Annotated in this window: 7 protein-coding genes and 2 pseudogenes; 3 read left to right on the top strand and 6 right to left on the bottom strand. The window is 74.3% G+C overall.

Annotated elements, in window-relative coordinates; genetic code table 11:
* Positions 1-353: 353 nt before the first annotated feature.
* The 6 genes and pseudogenes from D7231_RS00905 to D7231_RS00880 all read right to left on the bottom strand — a co-directional run.
* Positions 354-6737: a type I polyketide synthase gene (locus D7231_RS00905; protein WP_120752947.1), complete on the bottom strand. Its 6384-nt coding sequence runs from the start codon at positions 6735-6737 to the stop codon at positions 354-356.
* Positions 6738-12875 (bottom strand): type I polyketide synthase, encoded by a 6138-nt coding sequence (locus D7231_RS00900; RefSeq protein WP_120752946.1) that lies wholly within the window; start codon positions 12873-12875, stop codon positions 6738-6740. It lies immediately after the preceding gene.
* Between the two features lie 109 nt (positions 12876-12984).
* On the bottom strand, positions 12985-14613 hold the full coding sequence (locus tag D7231_RS00895) for a PfaD family polyunsaturated fatty acid/polyketide biosynthesis protein (protein WP_241999493.1): 1629 nt from the start codon (positions 14611-14613) through the stop codon (positions 12985-12987).
* Positions 14614-14764: 151 nt separating this feature from the next.
* Positions 14765-16060: a cytochrome P450 gene (locus tag D7231_RS00890; protein ID WP_120752944.1), complete on the bottom strand. Its 1296-nt coding sequence runs from the start codon at positions 16058-16060 to the stop codon at positions 14765-14767.
* Between the two features lie 112 nt (positions 16061-16172).
* Positions 16173-17600 carry a rifampin monooxygenase gene (rox, locus tag D7231_RS00885; protein ID WP_120752943.1) on the bottom strand — a complete coding sequence of 476 codons (1428 nt, stop codon included), beginning with the start codon at positions 17598-17600 and terminating at the stop codon, positions 16173-16175.
* A gap of 209 nt (positions 17601-17809) precedes the next feature.
* Positions 17810-18118 (bottom strand): annotated as a pseudogene (locus D7231_RS00880) (helix-turn-helix transcriptional regulator); the annotation flags it as partial.
* Between D7231_RS00880 and D7231_RS00875 the strand changes: the two are divergent.
* The 3 genes and pseudogenes from D7231_RS00875 to D7231_RS00865 all read left to right on the top strand — a co-directional run.
* A pseudogene (locus tag D7231_RS00875) lies at positions 18099-18356 on the top strand (MBL fold metallo-hydrolase); the annotation flags it as partial. The pseudogenes D7231_RS00880 and D7231_RS00875 overlap by 20 nt on opposite strands.
* Before the next feature lie 131 nt (positions 18357-18487).
* A complete protein-coding gene (locus tag D7231_RS00870; RefSeq protein WP_120752942.1) occupies positions 18488-19240 on the top strand; it encodes a dienelactone hydrolase family protein in 753 nt (250 codons plus the stop codon).
* Between the two features lie 150 nt (positions 19241-19390).
* A complete protein-coding gene (locus D7231_RS00865) occupies positions 19391-20038 on the top strand; it encodes a CatB-related O-acetyltransferase (RefSeq protein WP_416385390.1) in 648 nt (215 codons plus the stop codon).
* The last annotated feature ends 76 nt before the right edge of the window (positions 20039-20114 follow it).

The following is a 20114-nucleotide window of genomic DNA, read 5'->3' as shown; positions in this document are numbered from 1 at the left end:
GGTCATCACACCCGGCGAACCGCGCCGGGGCGTAGATGATCTTGACGACGGCGCAGTAGCCTTTCCCGACCTCGTTGTCGGCGTGGGCGGGCGTGGCCACGACCACGCTGGAGAGGGCGAGGAGAATCCCTGCGGCGGCTGCGGCGGCGGCGCGGCGGATGCTGTTGATGGCGGCCTCCTGAGAGTCGTGGCGGCGACTGCCGCCTGGAAGAGCACCGGGAGGCTTTCCGAGGCCTCTGTGCGCAAAACGGCGGCTCAGGTGTCCGGCGGCTGCACCGGTGCTTCCAGCGGCGCACGCTGCCGCCCGCGCCCTCGGGATGCGCATGCGCCCCTCCGCGTCGGGCGTCACGGGTTTACGCGCGGCCGAGCCGCATACCCAGTCCCTGCACCCGGTAGATGCGGCGGTCGTCCACCCACAGCCAGCCGTCGGCCAGGGCGTACCGCCCCTCCTCGTCCTCGGCATCCTCAGCGATGTCAACGCCGATGGTGACTTGCCCGTCGGTCGGCACGACCTGGCCGCGGTAGCGCCAGGTGAACTCCCGGCCCGTCAGGGGTTCGAGGGTGCCGCCGGCGAGCGCCGCCGCCGGGGTGGTCTTCAGCAGGTGGTATTGCAGCAGCTGCGCCACGGCCTCCACGCCCAGGGATCCGGGCTGGACCGGGTCCATGTAGAAATGCGCCTTGAAGAACCAGGCGCCGGCGTCCACCGCCTTCTCGGCGCGCAGCCGGCCCAGGCCCGCCGGGCCGCCCTCCGGCCAGTGCCCGGTGAGCCGGTCCACCATCCGCAGCATGGGTCCGGGAAGCCGCGCGCCCGCGGCCGGGCGCTGTGCCGTGAGGTCGGCGCTCACGTCGCAGGGCGCGGCCCACTGTGCGCGCTCGCCGGCATCGGCGGGAATGCCGGTCTGCCGGTCGAGGGCGGTCTGCGGGAAGAACCCGAACGACGAGGTCGCGGTCAGCAGGGGCGCACCGTCGGCCGTGCAGTCGATGGTGAAGGAGACGAGTGTCGTGTCCCCGTGCCGGACGACGCCGGACAGCTCCGCCCGGGTGCGCAGGGTCCGCGTCCCCGGCCGCACCTGCCGGTGCAGCCGGGCGGTGCCGTCGAGATTGCGGAAGCTGAGCCGGGGGCCTGCGGCGAGGGCGGGGTCGGCGGTGCGGACGGCGAGCCAGCCGCAGGGCTGCAACACGACTTCCATCAGCACCGCCCAGGGCATCACGGGAGTGCCGTTCTGTTCGAAGTACCAGACGTCCGGCGGCACGTCGTACTCGGCGACGACCGCGCTGCCCGGCCGCGGATCGCCCGCGGGGGCGTCCAGGGACGCGATCCGGCTCATGAAGTGGTAGGGCGGGCCGGGCAGGCGGATCGCCGACGCCGACCGGTCCAGATCGGCGGCCCACGGCCCGAAGGCCTGGCTGGGGCTCCCCCAAGCGCAGGCGAGCAGCGCGGGATAGTCGAAGGCGAAGCCGTGCTCGGTGGCCGCCGGCCGGGGCTCGCGGTGGCCCACGAGGCCGCCGAGCATGCGGGGTTCGAGGCAGGTTCCGGTGGTCTGCTCGCGGTGCGGGCCGAGCGTGCGCCAGTGGTCCAGCGGGGCGTCGCGCACCAGGCGCATGGCCAGGTCCTGTCCGTGGAAAGCGTTGACGCCGTCCACGCTCACCATGACTTCTGCGTGCAGGACGGGGTCCGGGCCGGCGCTCAGGCCGCCGACGACGATCTCGTAGACCACGCGCCGGCTGCCGGGGGTCGCCTGACTGCGGCAGCGGGCCCGGCCGGTGAGGCCGGGGACGGGCTCGAAGCGGGCCCCGTCGCGGTCGATGGTCAGCCCGAGCGCTGCCATGTAGAAGGCCATGGCCTGGTGTGCACCGTGGCTCATCAGGGTGCCGGGGAGGACGGGGTCGTTCTTGAAGTGGCCTTCGAAGTACCAGCCGTCGGGGCGCAGTTGCAGTTCGGCGCGCAGGTAGCCGCGGCCGAGCGGGCCTCCGGCCGGCTCGAAGGCGGTGACCTCGTCGATGAGCAGGAGCGGCCCGCCGTCGATGCGGGGTGTCCGCAGATGGGCGCGGGTGGTGTCCCACGCGGGGCCGAAGCACGCGTGGGGCCTGCCGTCGGCGAAGGCCCGCACGGCGTCGGCGTCGAACCGGCGGGCGGTGGGGGGTGGGGTGACCGGTTCGAAGGGCAGGTCACGGGAGAGGGCCGCGCCCGGGGTCCACCGGACGCCCTCGGCCGCGGCGAGTTCGGCGTCGGTGAAGAATCCGGCCTGCCCGTTGCGGACGCTGAGGATGTGCTCGTCGCCGGCGAAGCAGTCGGAATGGAAGAAGAAGAGCCGCGTGCCCTGGTGCTCCGCGTGGCCGTCGACGTGGATCTCGTAGCGCAGGGTCTGCCCGAGGCGGGGCGCGGTGCCGTGGTAGACGGCATCGGAGCCGAGGAGCCGGTAGACGCGCTCGCCCCGGTTGAGGAGGTCGATGCCGAGCCAGCTGATGAGGAGCAGGTCGGCCTGGCCGGCTTCGACGAGGAGGGCGCCGGGGATGCGGCCGGTGTGGTCGAGGAACCAGGAGTCGTGCCTGAGGTCGGTCTCGGTCCAGATGGTGCCCGTCCCCATGGAGGCGGGTTCCGCGTCGATGCCCGTGACGCGGTCCACCAGCAGCAGGGGCGGCCCGGGAAGCCGGGTCTGGCGCCGGTAGCCGTCCTGGGCGGCGAACAGCGGCCCGAAGAGTTCGGAGACCGGGCCGTCCGCCAGCCGTTCCAGCTGTGCGCGGTCGAACTTGGGCCCGGGCAGGGCCGGTCGCGGCGCCGGGCCGGCCGGCGGGACGAGGTCCGGGCGCGGGCGGGAGTGCTGTGGGGTCGCCACGTAAGGCGTGGCGTTGTTCATCAGCTGGTTCGTCAGTCGGTTCGTCAGTTGCCGTCCCTGCAAGTACCGCTGGTGCAAGGCGGTCTGCTCCGTCACGTACTGCTGGTGCAGAGCGGTGACCCGGCTGCGGTGCCGTGCGACGGCGGCGGGGCCGGCGGGCGCGGGCCGGACGGCCGGAGCGGGCGGCGGTACGGGCGGCCCGGCGGTGCGCTGCCCGCCCGTGGGGGCTTCGGGCGAAACGGGCGGCAGGGCGGGTGCGGGGCCCATGACGGTGACGGGGGCGTCGGGTGCGGGCAGCCTGACGGCAGGGGGGTGGGCCGGTACGCGCAGCATCCGGTCCGCCGCCGGTCCCGTGCGGCCCGTGTCCTCCGGGCCGAGCAGGCCCAGCAGGAGTGCCGGGTCGCCCAGCCCGGCGTCCGCCAGGCGTGCCGCCGACCGGCGCAACCGGTGCAGGGCCCGGCCGCCGGGTTCGTCGAGCGCGACGGCCAGGTGCTCCCGCCCGTCCAGGATGCGGCCGATCCAGTCGGTGCACAGGGAGAGGGGGCCGTGCTCGACGAAGACGCGGACGCCGTCGGCGTAGGCCCGCTCGATCACCGCCGGGAAGTCCACCGTCCTGGTGGCCTGTGCCGTGATGGAGTCGGCGGCGCTCTCTTCGGTCGGCACGTAGGGTTCCGCGGTGTCGCCGCGGTAGAAGCGGATGCCCGGGACCGGCACGGTGCGGCGGCGGTGCAGCCGGTACCACGCGTCGCGGACCGTTTCCAGTTCGGGGGCGTGGGCGGCGATGTCGTAGTCGAGCCGGACCGCCCGGTGGGAGAAGCGGTCCCGCACCAGGGCGGCGCAGGCGGTCTCCTCGCCGCCGATGACGCACACGCCGGGGGCGTTGACCGCCATGAGGTGTACGGCCGGCTCGGCGGCGACGGCGTCTTGGACCTCTTCCTGCGAGGCGGTGATCAGGTAGTTGCGCCAGCGGCTTCCGGTGATGCCCCGGGCCTGCCAGGCGCGGCGGATCGCCCGGTACTCCCCCGTCACGTCGCGGGTGAACAGCTCGCCGCGCCGGGCGTCCTCGCCGAGGGCGGCGGCGTCGGGCCAGGCTCCCAGAGCGACCAGGGCGGAGATTTCTCCCGAGGAGTAGCCGATGGACGCGCCGGGTCGCAGGCCGATGACGTGCCGCGTGATCAGTGTGTGCAGGGCCGCGAGCCGGGTGGTGGCCCAGATCCTGCCGAGCAGGCCCGTGGAGGCGAAGTCCGCGGGCGGCCAGGGGTCGTCCCCTCTGTCGCAGCGGCGCCGGACGGCCTCGGCGAAGTCCGGCAGGGCGTGGCTCAGTTCCCGGCCCATGTGCGGGTAGGCGGCGGAGCCGTTGGTGTACACGAAGGCCACACGGGGATCACTCCGGGCGGTCGCGGGTGCGGCCCGCAGCCGGACGCGTCGCTCGGGGCCTTCCAGGACCGGGACGACGACTTCCGCCGTCAGCACCCGAGCGTCGAGGTCGGCGAACCGGCCCGGCCTGGGCCGGACGCCGTAGCGCAGCGCGGTGACGGCGGTGGCGACGGCGAGCAGGCCGGCGGCGGCGTGCGGGGTGCCGAACAGGGCGGAGTTGTCGCAGCAGCCGGCCGCGCCGTCCAGGGGCACGGTGCTCACCCGCAGGTCCGGCGGGCCGCCGCCCGTCCCGTCCTGATCCGCGTCGTCCGCCTCCTCCGGATCCGCGCCGTCCATCTCTTCCGGGACTGCGCCGTCCGCCTCCTCCAGGACCGCCCAGACGGTGTCCCCGGCCTGTTCGGCGTCCCGCAGGCGCTTGATGACGAGGGCGACGGCGGCGTCCCCCGGCTCCTGGTCCACGCCGAGGTCCCGCAGGGCCGCCCGGTGGACGGGGTCGTGCGCGAGGTCGGCCGCCGCGACGATCACGGCGTCCGCCTCGCCCGCCCTCAGCAGCCGGGCGGCCAGGGCGAGGGCGGCGGTGGCGGAGTCCTCCTCGGCCGAGACGGTGAACCCCGGCCCGACCAGGTCGAGTTGGTGGTTGATGCGGTTCGCGGTGATGTTCATCATGGCCCCGAACACGGCTGCCGCGGTGCCCGGGGGTGTGAAGGCGTCCTGGAGGGCGTCCGGCGTGCCGGGCGGCCGGGGCAGGCCGGCCCGCTGCCAGAGGGTGCCGATGCGCCGCCGTGCGGCGTACCGGCCCACCTGCGGATCGACGCCTGCCGCGGCGATGACGGCCGTGCGCAGCGGCGGCAGGTCCACGCCGCGGACGGCTTCTCGCACGGCGTCGAGGACCAGCAGTTGCTGGGGCAGGCTCTCCCGGAGGTCCAGGGGCGGAAAGCGCAGGCCTTCCAGCGCGAGACCGATGCTCTCGCGCGCCCCCTTGGCGGGCCGCCCGCTGCACACTGCCGCGAGGAAGTCGGCGGTACCGCCGTCCCGTCCGGTCCGGGCGGCGAGGGCGACCACGGCGACGGGGCCGTGCGGCGGCGCGGGAGGCGGGGGCGGGGGCGTGAGGGCCGGCGAGGCGTGCATGTCCCAGGCGTCCAGGACGACATGGGCGTTGGTGCCCCCGAAGCCGAACGCGCTGACCGCCGCGCGGCGCGGCCCCGCCCAGTCCTCGTGTTCCGTGACGAGCCGCAGGGGCTGTCCCTCCAGCGCCGTGGGGGTGCCGTCGTGCGGGGTCGCGGGCCGGACGCCCGCGCCCAGCGCACCGATCGCTTTGAGCAGTGCGGCCGCACCCGCCGCGGTCAGCAGATGACCGACGTTGGCTTTCACGGCCCCGACCGGCAGGGGGCGGCGGCCGGCGAAGACCCGGCCGGCGGCGCGGGCCTCGACGGCGTCGCCGACGGTCGTTCCGGTCGCGTGGCACTCCAGCAGCCCCACGGACTCCGGTGGCACCCCTGCCGAGGCGTAGGCCGCGCGCAAGGCGCGTTCCTGGCCCGCGGCGTCGGGGGCGACGAGCCCGGAGGCGCGGCCGTCGTTGCCGAGGCCGATGCCGCGCACCACGGCAAGCACCTGCCGTCCCTGGTCCACGGCGTCCTTCAGCCGCATGAGCGCGAACAGGGCGGCCCCCTCGGCCGGGACCAGGCCGTCGGCTTCGCGGTGGAAGGGCCTGAGGCGGCCGGTCGGGCTGAGCACGCCCATCACGGCGAAGCCGCCGTGGATGAGGAGGGCGTCGGACCGGCTGACCGCGCCGGCCAGCATCAGGTCCGCCGACCCGTCGTGGAGCCGGTCGCAGGCGAGCTTGACCGCGTACAGCGAGGTGGCGCAGGCGGCGTCCAGGGCGTACGCGCCCGCGTCCAGCCCCAGCGCGCGGGCGGCGAGCAGGGCGGGCAGCCCGGAGGAGAAGCGGTTGAAGGGGTGCGGGCGGGGCGGCAGCGAGGCCAGCAGGGCGTCGCGTACCGGGGGTTCCTGGGCCGAGAGCCATACGTGCTCGGCGTGGCGGACGGAGGCGGTGGAGGGGTAGGAGAGGTTGCCGAGCACCAGGCCCGTGCGGGCGGGCGGGGCGGCGGCGGGGTGGCCGGCCTCGGCGAGGGCCTGGCGCCCGGCGTGCAGGACCCATTGGAAGAGGGGGTCCAGCCGCAGGACTTCCGCGGGGGAAAGGGCGTATCCGGTGGGGTCGAAGGTGTCCGCGAACCCGCGCACGAATCCGCCGGTTCCGGTGGCGAAGGGGTGCAGGTGACCCGTTCCGGGGGCTCCGGTGGTGGAGGAGTGCGCGTGTTCGGGCCCGGGGGCTCCGGCCGTGTAGGGGTGCGGGTGGCCGGGCCCGGGGGCCCGGACGGTGCCGAGCGGCACGCCCCAGCGGTCCTCCGGGGGCGGCCTGAGGCTGACCCTGCGGTCGAGGAGGTTCCGCCAGAACTCCTCCGGGCTCGACGCGTCGGGCAGTACGCACCCGCGTCCCACGACGGCGACGGGTTCGAACGACATCTACGCCTCGCCTCCCCGCCGGTCACCGGCCGCGGGCACGTCCGGCCGCCGGACCAGCTCGACATCCAGCAAGTCGGCGAAGGGGGCGCCGTCCTGCCCGGTCAGCCGCAGGTGGCACCGGGCGTGGTCGCCCTCCGCCCGCACCGGCACGACCAGGCACGTCACCGGCCCCGGCGCGGGGCCCCGGTGGTACGGGCGGACGGTGCCGGCGGCCATGGGGAGAGTGGCGTGTCCGAGGGCTTCCCGCGCCCAGATCAGGGCGAGTTGCAGGGCGCCGTCGAGCACGGCCGGGTCGGTGTGCCGGACGCCGCCGGGCCAGCCCAGCGCCGTGACGCCGGCAAGGGTGCCGCGGGCGCCGCCCGGACCTGCCGCCTCCACGGCGGTCACCGCGCGCATCATCGGGCCGTGGAAGAGCAGTTCGCCGTCGTAGATACCGGCCCGCCCCCAAGGCGGCAGGCCTTCCGGCGCGCTGGGCGGTGCCTCATCCTGCGCGCCTTCGCCGCTCTCGGCCCGGCCGGAGCAGTGCAGGCGGCCGTCCGCCCCGCGCAGCTCCACGATGAGCGTGTCCGGGCCCTCGGGCCGGGCCGCGACGGTGAACTCCGCCGCAGTACCGTCAAGGTCACCCCAAGCGGCGGGCGCCACCACCCGGAGGTCACGCAAGGTGACGCCTCCTGGGGCGGGGTTCCACTGGCGGGCCGCCGCGACGAACCACTCCAGGGCCTGGGCAAGAGGAAGGATCACCCTTCCGCCGACGACGTGGTCGGCCAGTTGCGGGTGCGTGGCCCGGGAGACCCGCGCCCGGGCGGGCTGCGGGTGGCGGAGCCCGGGCGGGGGCGGCACGGCCGGGATGCCGGCCGGGGCCGGCACCGCCAGGAGGAGCACGGCGCTGTGCTCGTCCGCGCGGGACATCTCCTCGGTGAACGCCCGGGCCCCGTCCCCGGCCGCCAGCAGCGGCACGCCGGCCGCCTCGAAGTGCCCGGCCAGCGCCGGGGTGACCATGCCGCCCCGCCAGGGGCCCCAGGCCAGGGCCCGCACCCGGCAGTCCGGACGGGCCGCCGCCTCGGCGGCCGCGACGTGGACGAGCGTCTCGTTGGCCATGGCGTAGTCGCTCTGCCCGGGGTTGCCGAAGCTGCCCGCCACGGAAGAGAACAGGCAGAGGGTCCGCAAGGGGTCGCCGGCTGTGGCCTCCAGGAGGTTCCGCAGGCCTGCGGTCTTGGTGCCGAAGACCTGGTCGAACTGTTCGTCGGTCTTGTCGGCGATGCGCTTGTCCGCCAGCACGCCGGCGCCGTGGACGATGCCGGTCACCGGGCCCCACTCCGCCCGGACGGCGTCCAGGGCGGTCCGCACGGCATCCGGGTCGCGGATGTCGGCCTGAAGGTAGCGGACCGGTGCCCCGGCCTGCTCGATCGCGGCGAGGGCGGCCCGGATCTCCCGGACGGCCAGGATGTGACGGGCTTTCCGGGCGAGGGCGGGCGGCGTGTCCGCGGACCGGCCGGCGAGGGCCCGGACGAGCGCGGCCTCGTCCGCCTCGGCCGGCAGCCCGGGCGGCTCGTCGTCCAGTGCGGTACGGCCCAGGAGTGCCAGGTGCGGCCTGCGGGCCCGGGCGAGCTCGGCGAGGGCGGCGGCGGTGATCCCCCGGGCGCCGCCCGTGGCGACGAGGACGTCACCGGGGCCCGGGCCGTCATCCGCGGCGCCGGGCAGGGCCGCCGGGACGGCCACCGTCGTCACCCGGCTGCCGTCGGCGGGCAGCCCGGCCTCCAGCAGTGAGCCTCCACCGAGCAACTCGCCGGCCACCGCATCGGCGACGTCCTCCGGAGAGCGGCCCGAGCGGGCGCAGTCGATGGCCTTGACCACGGCCTCGGGCCATTCTCCGGCGAGCGTACGCACCAGGCCCGTCAGCCCGCCGAGCCAGGCCCGTTCCCCGCGGGTGCTCCGTAGGCCGAAGTCGCCCCCGGTGTCCTGCACCGTGACGAAAAGGCCGCCTTCCCGCGCGAACCTCGGGGCCACCGAACGGGCCGCCCGGAAGGCCGCGCGCTGGACCTCCAGCATGCCCCCGGCGTCCGGATCCTCGGTCAGGCCGCCCAGTAGCAGCACCGCCCGGCTGCCGGGCGGCGGCTCCGCGACCGCTTCGGCGGGCACTCCCCGCTCGCCCAGGCGCCCGGCGACGAGAGGGGCGAGGCCGGAGCCCCCGTCGACCACATGGAGAACCTGCTCCCCCAGGCCGGGCACCGCCAGACCGCTGGGCGGGACGGGAACAGAGCGCAGCACGTAACGCCCCGGAACGGCAGGGGGCGGCTCCGGTGCGGGTGCGGGAGGGGGAGGCAGCTGCGGTACGGGGGCGGGGCCGTGGGCCGACTGCTGTACGGGGTCGGGGCCGGGAGCGAGCGCCGGCGTCTCCGCGGGCGGCGCAGTGTCGCTCGTCGCCTGCCGCACCTTGGCGACGACCTCGCGGAGGGTGCGCAGGGACACGAGCTCCACCGGGTCCCCCTGGAGCTCGGGCAGCTCCCCCATCCGCTGCCGCAGCACGGAGAGGATCTCCACGCGCTTGATGGAGTCGATGCCCAGCTCCGACTCCAGTTCCATGTCCAGGTCGAGCATGTCGAGCGGGTAGCCCGTCCGCTCGGCCACCACGGCCAGCAGCTCCTCCTCCAGGCGCGCGGGGTCGAACGCCGACGCAGCGGGCCCGGTGGATTCCTGGGCGGCCCGCGGTTCGACAGCGGGTGCCGGCTCGGCCGGTACCGCCTGTACGGGTACGGCCGGAGCGACCGGCCAGGCGGCCGGAGGCGCATCGGCGGACGCCTCGGGCGCCGTACCGGTGTCCGGCTCCGGGAGCGGAGCCCCGGGTGATCCCACCAGCGCCGCGAAGGACGTCTCGGACATCCGCAGGAACGCCTGGTGCGCCTCGCTCATGGACCGCAGGAAGACGGCATGGGCCTCGGACGTCTGGCGCTGGGCGTCCTCGATCAGGGCGACCAGGCCGTCGCCCTCTCCGGCCTGCGGAGCCGCGACCGGTGGTACGGGGCGGGCCTCCGGAACCGGCCCGGGCGCGTGCGGCGTGACGGCGGCCGGGGCCGGAGCGCCGGGCAGCGCGGGGGCCTTCGGCATGCCGGTAACTGCGGGCGCGGCAGGCCCGTGCGGCTGTGCGGGAAGAGCGGGCGGCGCCGATGGTGCGAGGGGTGGTGCCGGGACGACCGCACCGGCCCCGGCGGCCTGCGCGGCACCAGGGGCCTCCTTTGCCGCGCTCCCCTGCCGTTCCATGGCCTTACCGTCCCCTTCCTGTTCCTGCGGCGGATAGAGCCGTCCGTAATTGCCGCCGTCGATGCGTACGGTCATCCTGGGCGGGCGCTCCTGACCGGCGGAGCGGGGCAGGGCGTAGTGCCGCCAGTAGGACGCGAAGTCCAGGGGGATCCCGTGGACGGAGAGCCGGGCCAGGGCGTCCTGCAATGCGGTCACCCCGTGCGTCCCGCGCCGGTCGAGGGGGACGGCCAGGTGGGGCCGGTCGCCGAGGATCTGGTCCACCAGCGCGGTGAGGGCCGTGCCCGGGCCGGCCTCGACGAAAGTCCTCACTCCGGCCCGGTACATGGCCTCGACCTGGTCCGTGAAGCGCACGGGCTCGGTCAGGTGGCCCGCCAGGCGGGCGCGGACCTCGTCGGAGGCGGCAGGGTAGGGCGCGGCGTCGGTGTTGGAGAAGACGTCCAGCTTCGGGGGCGAGAGCGTGGCGCCGGCCAGGGCGGCGGCGAAGGGGGCGCGGGCGGATGCGACGAGTGGGCTGTGGAAGGCGGCGGAGGCGACCAGCGGCACGGTGGCGGTGCCGTCGGCCTGCATCGCCGCCGCCAGGGCCGCAATGGCTTCGGGGCTGCCCGAGACGACCGTCTGGCGGGGCCCGTTGTGGTTGGCGATCCACACCTCCGGCGCCCCGGGCCGCTTCAGCGCGTCCTTGACCTCGCAGGGGCCGGCGAGGACCGCCAGCATCGCCCCCGGGGTCGCGGTGCCCGCGTCGCGCATCGCCTCGCCCCGGGCGCGGGAGAGGCGCATGAGCGTTTCCCTGTCGTACGCGCCCGCCGCGTGCAGGGCGATGAGTTCGCCGAGGCTGTGGCCCGCGACCGCGTCCGGCCGGAGACCCAGCTCGTCCAGCACGGTGAGCAGGGCGAGGCTGTGCGCGGCCAGGGCGGGCTGGGCCCACTCGGTGGCCGTGAGCCGCTCCTGCTGCCCGGCGTGCTGGTCGTCCGGCAGGGGCGGAGGGAAGACCACGCGGTGCAGGGGCGTTCCGTCGGGGCCTGTCCCGCCCACCGCGTCCCAGACGGCGAGCGCTCCGGGGTGGTGGGCCGCCAGGTCACCCCCCATGCCCACGTACTGGGCTCCCTGGCCGGGGAACAGCAAGGCCAGGCGGCCCGGTTCGCATGGTCCCGTCCCCTGGTGCACGGCGAACGGCTGCTGTGCCGGGGTCTCGCCCGCCTCCAGGGCCGCAACGGCCCGGTCGAGCCGCTCGGCGAGCCGGCCGGTGTCGGCGGCCAGCACCGCGAGCCGCAGGCCCGCGCCGGGCCGGAATGCCTCCTGGCTTCGACGGGCCAGGTCGGCGAGGCCGGGCGCCGGCCCCGCGCCGGCATCCTCCGCGGCTCGGCGGAGCTCCGCTGCCCGCTCACACAGTTCTCCGGCGGATTCGGCGCTGAGCAGCAGGAGCTCCGTCGGCGCGGTCCGCAGGCGCGGCCGGGAGCCGCCGGGGGTGCCGTCCGGGGCCCGGTGTTCCTCCAGCGTGGCGTGGAAGTTGCTGCCGCCGAACCCGAAGCTGGAGACGGCGGCGCGGCGCGGGGTGTCGCCGGTACGGATCCAGGGGCGGGTCAGGGTGTTGAGGTAGAACGGGCTGGTCTCCATCCGCAGGCCGGGGTGCGGGCGCTCGGCGTGGATGGTCGGCGGCAGGACCTTGTGGTGCAGGGCGAGGACGGCCTTGAGCAGGCCGACGGCTCCGGCGGCGCTCTTGGTGTGGCCGATCTGGGACTTGACCGACCCCAGGGCGCACCACTGCCGGCCGGTGCCTTCGGGCGAGGCGAACACTTCCCTCAATGCCGCGAATTCGGCCTGGTCGCCCGCCTTCGTGCCGGTGCCGTGGGCCTCGACGAGTTCCACGGTGCCCGGTGCGTAGCCCGCTTCCTCGTAGGCCCGGCGCAGGGCGAGCGCCTGGCCCTGCGGCCTGGGCGCGTAGATGGCGGATCCGCGCCCGTCCGAGGAGCTGCCCAGGCCGCGGATGACCGCGTAGACGCCGTCCCGGTCGCGTTCGGCGTCGGCCAGGCGCTTGAGGGCGAACATCACCACGGCCTCGCCGAGCATGGTCCCGTCGGCGTCCTCCGCGAAGGGCCGGCACTCCTGCGTCGGGGAGAGCGCCGGGGTGGTGGTGAAGCAGCAGAACATGCCGATGTCGTTCGACACGTCGACGCCTCCGCTGATGACCAGGTCGGCGCGGCCCAGGGAGAGTTCGTCGAGGGCGGTGGACAGGGCGGCGAACGAGCTCGCGCACGCCGCGTCGGTGGTGTGGTTCGTGCCGTGCAGGTCGAAGCGGGCGGCGATGCGCCCGGCGACGACGTTGCTGAGCAGGCCGGGAAAGGTGTCCTCGGTCGGGTCGGGGTAGTGCGCGGCGATGCGGTCGCAGACGGCCCGGGCCTCCGCCTCGGGGAGGCCGTGCTCGCGCAGGGCCTTCAGCCAGACCGGCCGCTGTGTCAGGGCGTTGGACTCCACGAGCAGCCCCAGCCCGGCCGTGCCGAGCACCACGGACACGCGGTCGCCGTCCGGCCGGGCGGCACCACCGTCCGCGGCGTCCCGCAGGACCTGGTCGGCGACCATCAGGGCGAGCAGCTGCGCGGTGTCCGTCGAGGCGAGGCTCTGCGGTGGGATCCCGTAGGCCATGGGGTCGAAGTCCACGGCGGGCAGGAAGGCTCCGCGGCGCGTGTAGATCTTCTGCGGAGTGCCGGGGACGGGGTGGTAGTAGTCGTCGATCAGCCAGCGGGTGGGCGGGACGTCCCGCATGAGGTTCCGGCGGCCGAGGATCAGCCGCCAGCTCTGCTCGACGTCGCGGGCGTCCGGCAGCAGGGCACCGAGACCGACGACGGCTACGGGTACCCGGCGCGGGAGCGTCTCGTCCGGCATGGTGTGTCCTCGTGTCGCGGGGCGGGGCGGTGGAAGTCGGTGGACAGCGGTGGCGGTCGGTGGCAGGGCGCACGGCCGGCCCGGCGGCGCCGGGCGGGTCCGGGGGCTCCTAGGCGAGCCGCCGGGGCCGGAAAGCGAACGCGGCGGCGGGCACCGCGACGCCGTGGCTGCGCAGTTGATGAGCTCGGGTGAGGACGGCCGCGCCCTCCAGGAGGTTCAGTGCGATCTGGACCACCTCGCGCCCGCCCAGCCCGGCGAGGAAGCTGTCCGCCGCCCAGCGGTTGAACGCTCCCATGGCCGGGCCGCACCAGACCTGGTAGTCCGCACGGCGCTCGGTGTTCCCGGACACCGCCCAGCGGCTCGACTTGCCCAGGTACCAGCGGAAGGCCAGCGCCATCCGGTGCCGGGGGTCCTGCTCGGCCTTGCGGAGCCGGGACGGGTCCTGCCGCTGCCAGAAGCGCCGGGTCTCGGCCCAGACGTCGTCGAACGGCGCCTTGAATATCTCCTGCTCGACCCGGGCTCGCTGCCGGGGCGGGATCTCCTCCCAGCTCTCGTGGTCGTGGTAGAGCTCGTAGAGCCGGGTGGCGCGCGCGGCGAAGAGCGTTCCGCGGCGCAGCACCTGGACCTTGATTCCGAGCTCGAACATGTCGGCCGCGGGCGCCATGGTCACGTCGGCGACGTCGGCCTGCGCGAGCATCGCCTTCGCGTCGTCCGACAGCCCCGACTCGCGGGCGGCCTGGTTGACGGAGCCGGTCAGCACGTACGCCGCGCCCAGGGCGAATGCTCCGGCGACCGCGGCGGGCGTGCCCAGCCCGCCCGCCGCCCCGATCCTGATGCCGCGGTCGTAGCCGTACCGGGCCGTGAGCTCGTCCCGCATCGCCAGCATGGCCGGCAGCAGGACGGTGAGCGGGCGGTTGTCGGTGTGCCCGCCGCTGTCCGCCTCGACGGTGACGTCCTCCGCGACGGGCACCCGGGCGGCCAGCTCCGCCTCGTCCTCGGTCAGCTGCCCCCGTTCCACGAGGGCGCGCACCAGGGGGCGAGGGGCCGGTGACATGAAGGGTTCCGCGACCTCGGGCCGGGACACCTTGGCGAACAGGCGCGTACGGCGCAGGACCCGCCCCTGCGGTCCGCGGTGCAGCCCGCTGACGGCCGTTCTGATCACCGCGGGGGTGAGCGACATGAACGCGGAGGCGGAGACGGCGGGCACGCGGTGGCGCAGCGCGATCTCGGCGACCTGTTCCTCCAGCAGCGGCTCACCGGGCGAGTGGATGAGGTTGATCCCCCAGTTCGGCTTGCCCGCGAGTCCGGAGGCCAGCTCGGCCACTTCCCGTTCGACGCGGTCCGGATACAGCCCGGCAGCGCCGAAGAAGCCGAGCATGCCGGCGCGGGCCATGGCGGTGACCATGGCCGCGGTCGCGATGCCGCCTGCCATCTCTCCGGCGACGTAGGGGAACCGCACGCCGTGTGCCTCGCCGAAGGAGCGGTCTCCCAGCCACTCCGGGTAGAGCGGCGGCAGGGTGCCGATCAGGTGCAGCGCCTGCTGGGCGGGCGCGGCCGGGCCCGTCGAACCGCCTACGCCGATCCCGATGCCCGGTTCCGCGGGGGCGGTCACGAGGTGGACGGCTTCTCTGATGACGACCGCCGTGCTCAGGATCTGCGGCGGTGTGAAGGCGGCCGGGCGGTCACCCGGATACCACGCGGTGGCGGCTGCGGTGGGGGCCGGAGAGGCAGTCGTCATGGCATGCGTCCCCATACGTCTTGTGCAGAGGGTCCGAGACGTCTTGTGCGGATGATCCGAGAGGTCTTACTCAGATGGTCCGAGACGTCTTGCTCAGAAGGTCGGAGACGTCTTGTTCAGAGGGTCGGAGCGGGTGGGTGCCGGGCCCGCCTCAGCCCGGGCCGGGCCCGCGGCCGGCCGCGAACCGCAGCGACGTGTGATCGGCGGTGCGCGGGAGAGGCCGCCCGGGGCCGAGGCGGTGCGGCGACGTGATGCGCCAGTCGCTGCCGAGCAGCCCGGTCAGAACCGTGGCACTGGTGGAGAGAACGATCTCCTTGCCGAGGCACTCGGCGGGGCCGTGGCTGAACGGTGCGATCGACCACTCCGCGTCGGCCCGCCCGTCGAGCCACACTTCGGGTTCGAACCGGTCGGCGTACGGCAGGTGCCGGGCGTCACGGTGGAAGAACGGGCTGGCGGAGAACACCGCTGTACCCGCCGGGAGGGTCCAGCCTCCCGGCCACTGCGTCTCGACGGTGCTGTCGCGTACGAGGGCCAGGGTCGTGGGCCACAGCCGCTGCGCCTCCATGACGCAGGCCCGCAGATACGCACGGTCCGTGCGGGCCTTGGCCGACTGCTGCGGGCGGCAGGCGAGGAGGCCGAGCGTGAGGTAGTCGGCGACGGGAGAGGCGTCGAAGGCGAAGAACCAGTGCTGCATCTGGGCCACGGGATCGATCTCGGCGGCGGCGGGAGTGGCGCGCACCGCACGGGCCAGCCCGCCCGGCTCGGGCAGATCGACGTAGCGCCGGCAGCGGACGAACAGCTCGGCGCGCAGGCGGTGGCGCTTGCGGTGCAGCATGAACCAGTTGCCGTCGCTGCGCAGCTTGTCCCGCAGCTCGGTGATGCGCTCGTCATCACGGGCCGCGTCACCGAAGACGATCCGGCGCACGATGCGCTGGTAGGCGGCACGGAACCGGTCATAGGTGAGCGTGTGCCCGGCGAGCAGCGGGCGGATCTCTTCCTCGACGGCTGCCCGGCAGGCTTCGTGGAACCACGGCCCGGCCACGCAGCGTTCGATGGCGGCCTCGTTGAACGTGCGCCGCTCCGCCTTGAGGGCGCCCGGGGTGATCAGCAGGGCGCCGGGCTCGAAGTGCGACAGGGCGGCCGCCTTCTCGCGATTGGCCGTCGTGAACGACACGTTGGTCTCGCTCAGCACGCGGCGGACGTCGTCGGCGGAGAGAAGGACGAGCGCTTTCCTGCCGAAGACGGAGACGAGCACCGGCCCCGGGCCGTGGCGCTCGCGCAAGTCGTCCAGGATCCGGCAGCCCCAGGCGTGGGTGTCCAGTGCGGAGATCAGCCTGACGGCGAGGGGGCGGCGGAGACAGGCTCCCTGCACGACGGTAGGGAGCATGCCGATGACGAGCAATCGCACGACATCGGTCCAGCCGGCTCGGGTGGGCCCTGGTGCCATGACAGCGACTCCTCCCGTCCGGGCAGCCTCCCGGAGAGGCTGCCCGGTGCACTCGCCCCTACCCGCAAGAGGGAGCGAGCTCACCCGATCAGGTGACTCAGGCCGGGGCGACTCAGGCGGTGGCGGCTCCGAACCACTTCGCCAGCTTGCCGCTCAGGTCCTGCTGATCGTCACCGACCCACGCCACATGGCCGTCCGGCCGCAGCAGCACCGCGGGCACGTCCAGCTCCTCGCTGACGTCGACGACGTGGTCGACCCGGTCCGCCCAGCCCTCCACCGAGAGCCGGCCGGTCTGGTCGAGGAGCAGCCCACGGCCGCCGTGCATCAGCTCGTAGAGGCGACCGCGCTTCAGCTCCACGTCCCGCATCCGCAGGCCGAGCAGCTCGTGCCCCTCACCGAAGTCGTAGCGGATCTCGACCGCGGTGATCATCCCGGTCACGTACCGGTTGACGTCCTCGAAGTCCATCAGCTTCGAGAACAGCTCCCGCAGCGCCGTCGCCCCCGGATCCGTCCCCATCAGCGTGATCTGCGCGCGGGTGTTCTCCAGCACGCGGGCCCCCACGGGGTGCCGTTCGGCGTGGTAGCTGTCCAGGAGCCCCTCCGGCGCCCAGCCGTTGACCTCGGCGGCCAGCTTCCAGCCGAGGTTGAACGCGTCCTGCACACCGAGGTTCATGCCCTGCCCGCCGGTCGGCGGGTGGATGTGCGCCGCGTCCCCGGCCAGCAGCACCCGGCCGGCCCGGTAGCACTCGGCCTGCCGGGTCGCGTCGCCGAACCGGGACAGCCAGCGCGGCGAGTGCACGCCGAAGTCGGTGCCCGAGACCGCCCGCAGCCGCTGCTTGAACTCCTCGAATGTCGTGGGCGCCGTGCGGTCCTCGGCCACCCCTTCGGCGGGCACGATCACGCGGTACGTGCCGTCCCCCATGGGTATGGCGCCGAACCGCAGCTGGGTCTTGTTGACTTCCGCGGTGACGGCGGCGACCGTCTCCGGGTCCTCGGTCAGCTCCATGACGCCCAGCAGCGTCTCGACCTTGGCGGGCTCGCCGGGGAAATCGACGCCGATCAGCTTGCGCACCGCGCTGCGGCCGCCGTCGCAGCCGACGACGTAGCGCGCCCGCAACTGCTCCCCGTCCGCGAGCTCTACGGTCACCCCGTCCTCGTCCTGGCTCAGCCCGACCACTTCGCAGCCGCGCCGGATCTCGGTACCGAGTTCGAGGGCACGCTCGTTGAGCAGCCGCTCGGTGACCGGCTGCGGGGTGGCCAGCCCGTACGGGTGCGCCGTGTCCAGCCGCTCCGGCCACGCCTTCATGATGCCGCCGAAGAGACCACCGACCTGGAACTGCTTACTGACCTCGGCGAACCGCTCCAGCAGGCCGCGCTGGTCCATCATCTCGACGCTGCGCGCGTGCAGGCCCTGTCCGCGGGACTCCGCGGTCGGCGCGGTCAGCTTCTCCAGCACGACCACACGCACGTCGGCCAGCCGCAGCTCGGCGGACAGCATCAAGCCGGTCGGTCCGCCGCCGACCACGATCACGTCAATCATCACAATCCCTATTTCCGCAGGTCCGAGCAGGGGCCCGGCTCAGGTCCGGGCCTGTCTCCGGGCTTGCGCCCGGGCTTAGGACGGTGATTCTGCGCCATGACGGGGGCCTTGCCGCAAGGCCCCCCATGCGCTATAAGTTAAGAGTGGCGAGGAGCGGGAAAGCTCCTTGCCTTTGTTTTTTGCCGCCCGCGGCGGAGGAACCGGTCCGCTCAGCGACCGGCCGGCAACTGCGCACGGTAGCGCCCCGGCGTCGTGCCGAACTCCCTGCTGAAAGCGTAGGAGAGCGCGTACGGACTGCCGTAGCCGACGCGGCGGGCGATGGCCGCGAGCGTGTCCTGGGTGTCGCGGAGCAGCGTGGCGGCGAAGGTCAGGCGCCACCAGGTCAGGTACGTCATCGGAGGCCGGCCGACCATGGCGGTGAACCGGCGTGCCAGGGTCGGGCGGGAGACGCCCGCCTCGGCGGCCAGGCGCTCGCTGGTCCACGGCGCGGCCGGGTCCGCGTGCAGCGCCGACCGGGCCGTCTTCGTCGGCGATCTGATCCACAGCCCGGTGCAGGTCCTCCACCCGTCCCGCAACAGCTGCTTCTGTCTCGACCAGGAGCAGGCGACGGCCAGCCGCCGCCGCATCCTCGAACGGGCCGCGGCCGAGCGCGAGCTGGTCGTCCCCGCGCACTTCGGCGGGGCGGGCGCCCTGGAAGTCCGCGAGGAGGGCAGCGGATTCGGCCTGGCGGGGTGGGCGGCCTACGACGAGGCGTAGTGGGGCTTGCCACTTGCGGGCGCGGAAGGGGCCGCTCCGGACGGATCCTGACTAGCATCCTCAAGGCACGGCCGTGAGACGGCTGATGACTACCGATTACTGCTGATGACCACTGTGGAAGAGGTGCCTGTATGCAGACCAGGATGGTGGAGATCCCGACTCCCGACGGTACGGCCGATGCCTTCGTCGCCGTCCCCGACGAGGGCGGCGCCCGCCCGGGCGTGCTGCTCTACACGGACATCTTCGGGATCCGCCCCGTGATCAGGGCGATGGCGGAGCGCCTTGCGGAGCACGGCTACTACGTCCTCGTCCCCAACGTCTTCTACCGGCGCGGCGCGGCGCCCGTGCTCGAGGTGCCCGACCTGACGTCGGCGGAGGAGCGGGCGGCGTTCTTCGGCCGCATCATGCCGCTGCTCCAAGAGCACACGCCCGCGCGAGCCGCCCTCGACGCCGACGTCTACCTGAGCTTCCTGGCCGCCCAGCCCGAGGTCGCGACGGGCCGCGTCGGTGTCGTCGGCTACTGCATGGGGGCCGGCCTGGCCCTGCGCACGGCGGCGGAGCACCGGGACGTGGCGGGCGTCGCCTGCTTCCACCCCGGCCGCCTTGTCACCGACGAGCCCGACAGCCCGCACCGCCTCGCGCCGAACCTCACTGCCGAGATCCACTTCGGTCTCGCCGAGCGCGACGAGGCGATGCCTCCCGAGGCCGTGGCCGCGCTGAACAAGGCCCTCGACGAGGCCGGCGTTCGCTACACCAGCGAGGTCTACCCGGACACGGACCACGGCTTCACCATGTCCGACACGGCGGTCTACAGCCCCTCCGGGGACGAAACGCACTGGGACCGCATGCTGCAACTCTTCGCCCGCACCCTCGCCGACGGCTGACCCGGCGCCTGACCCGACAGCTGATCCAAGGGCTGATCCAAGGGCTGACCCGGCCCCGGCCAACGGCCGCGCGGTGCGGCGAAAAGGAGCAGCGGCTGCCGCACCGCCCGGAATATGATCATGGGCGCCCCCACAGGTTCCGAGAGGTTGGTGTCCGTCATGCCGGCTGTTCCCGCCGATCCCACCGTGCTCCACCCGATGCCGGGTCAGCCGCGTGTCGTCCTGCTCAAGCCGCTGGTCACCTCCCCGCTGATCGAGGTCGGCGAGTACTCCTACTACGACGACCCGGACGACGCGACCGCGTTCGAGACGCGGAACGTGCTCTATCACTACGGGCCGGAGAAGCTGGTCATCGGCAAGTTCTGCGCTCTGGGCACGGGGGTGCGGTTCATCATGAACGGCGCCAACCACCGCATGGACGGCCCCTCGACCTTCCCGTTCCCCATCATGGGCGGCTCGTGGGCCGAGCACATGGACCTCATCACCGGTCTGCCCGTCCGCGGCGACACGGTGGTCGGCAACGACGTGTGGTTCGGGCACGGAGTCACGGTCATGCCCGGTGTCCGCATCGGGCACGGCGCCGTCATCGCCTCGGGCTCCGTCGTCGTGGACGACGTCCCCGACTACGGAATCGCCGGGGGCAACCCCGCCCGGCTGATCCGCCGCCGCTACGACGACGCCGACGTCGCACGTCTCCTGGAACTCGCCTGGTGGGACTGGCCGGCCGAGCACATCACCGAACACATCCGCACCATCATGTCCGGCAGCGTCGACGCCCTCCGGGCCGCGGCCCCGTGACGGACGCGGCCGGGGCGCCCGGGCGGCCCGGGCCGCCCGGCCGTCCGTAAGCTCTCCGCGCCGTCACGCTGTTTCA

It is taken from the genome of Streptomyces klenkii (assembly GCF_003626645.1).
In the GTDB taxonomy this organism is placed as follows: Bacteria; Actinomycetota; Actinomycetes; order Streptomycetales; family Streptomycetaceae; genus Streptomyces; species Streptomyces klenkii.
Note: the sequence above shows the minus strand (reverse complement) of the source record. Positions and strands in the feature narration are given on the sequence as shown.